2 protein-coding genes are annotated in these 1,003 nt (G+C 34.6%); both read right to left on the bottom strand.

Annotation, left to right across the window (positions count from 1 at the left end):
- Positions 1–23: 23 nt before the first annotated feature.
- Complete coding sequence (locus tag G7Y57_RS17845) at positions 24–440, bottom strand: transposase family protein (protein WP_165027362.1); 417 nt, start codon at positions 438–440, stop codon at positions 24–26.
- A 1-nt stretch (position 441) separates the two neighbouring features.
- A complete protein-coding gene (locus G7Y57_RS17840) occupies positions 442–930 on the bottom strand; it encodes a transposase family protein (protein ID WP_165027359.1) in 489 nt (162 codons plus the stop codon).
- Positions 931–1,003 lie beyond the last annotated feature (73 nt).

Here is a 1,003-nt window from a genome sequence, read left to right as displayed (position 1 = left end):
ATTAGACATTATATTCAATAAAGTTATATATGACTAATAATCAGAGAAATTGAAATTCTAAAATTATGTAGACCGCAAGCGATAAGTATGACTAAATCGTCAAATCCAAATTTGCGACATCTAAAACGATCTTTGACAATACGACATTTTTTGACACCACCGATAGCATGTTCTACAAGAATGCGAAAACTGGATATTTTTCTATTTTCTTCTTTCTGGCTATCAGATAATTGCTTGCCTTTAGGTTTCTTTGTTGGCATCTTAACAGTTCCATTTTCAGGTTTATGTCCAAGAAAACCCGTATCCTGCCACAATGTAATTCCTGAAGGCAAATTCAAGGGTTGCTCATCCATAATTTTCTTGTCGTGAATACTGCCGTCATAGGTTTTAGAGAGCCATAAAATACGTTTGTCAGGAGTGCAAAGCAGATCATTCTTCACGTTATGAGTTTTTTTTACCACTGTAACATGATTTTTGTCTGTCAGAATCCTGAGGACGTTCTATTGGTCTTTCTGTTCCGTCAAGCAATATATCGGTACATTGTTCTGCTAGATATTTTACCCTCAAATGATTTCTGTCGGGTAGATCGCCCAATGTCTTTAAGGTTTTATATAAAATATCAGACAAACGGTGTATCCATTCATTGCATTGGGGTTGAGTCATATCGAACATAGTAGCATGATAATCCTGTAACGGATTGTTCTTCATGTAGGACAGAATAAATAGCAATTTATCTGTTATACAGGGCAGTTGGCTACTCTTTCTTCCATAAGAAATTCGTGCGCGAGGCTCTCCCTTTAAGGTAAAATGGGAATGGTATTCGTCCCAATGATATTTAAAGGTTGGTAAAAATGCTTCAAATTCCAATAGACTAAAACCGGTTAATGATAGCAATTGCTTTGGAGCTTTTCGAATCTTGTCGTATTTCATGTGTGATTACTAAATCACAAAAGTATGTAAAAAAACGCTTTAATAAACTATTAAATATAAACTCTATTAAATA

This window comes from Dysgonomonas sp. ZJ279, from assembly GCF_011039205.1.
GTDB lineage: Bacteria > Bacteroidota > Bacteroidia > Bacteroidales > Dysgonomonadaceae > Dysgonomonas.
Note: the sequence above shows the minus strand (reverse complement) of the source record. Positions and strands in the feature narration are given on the sequence as shown.

Coding starts and splice junctions, on each gene's coding strand:
- G7Y57_RS17840 (WP_165027359.1), bottom strand. CDS start 930: ATGAAATACGACAAGATTCGAAAAGCTCCAAAGCAATTGCTATCATTA.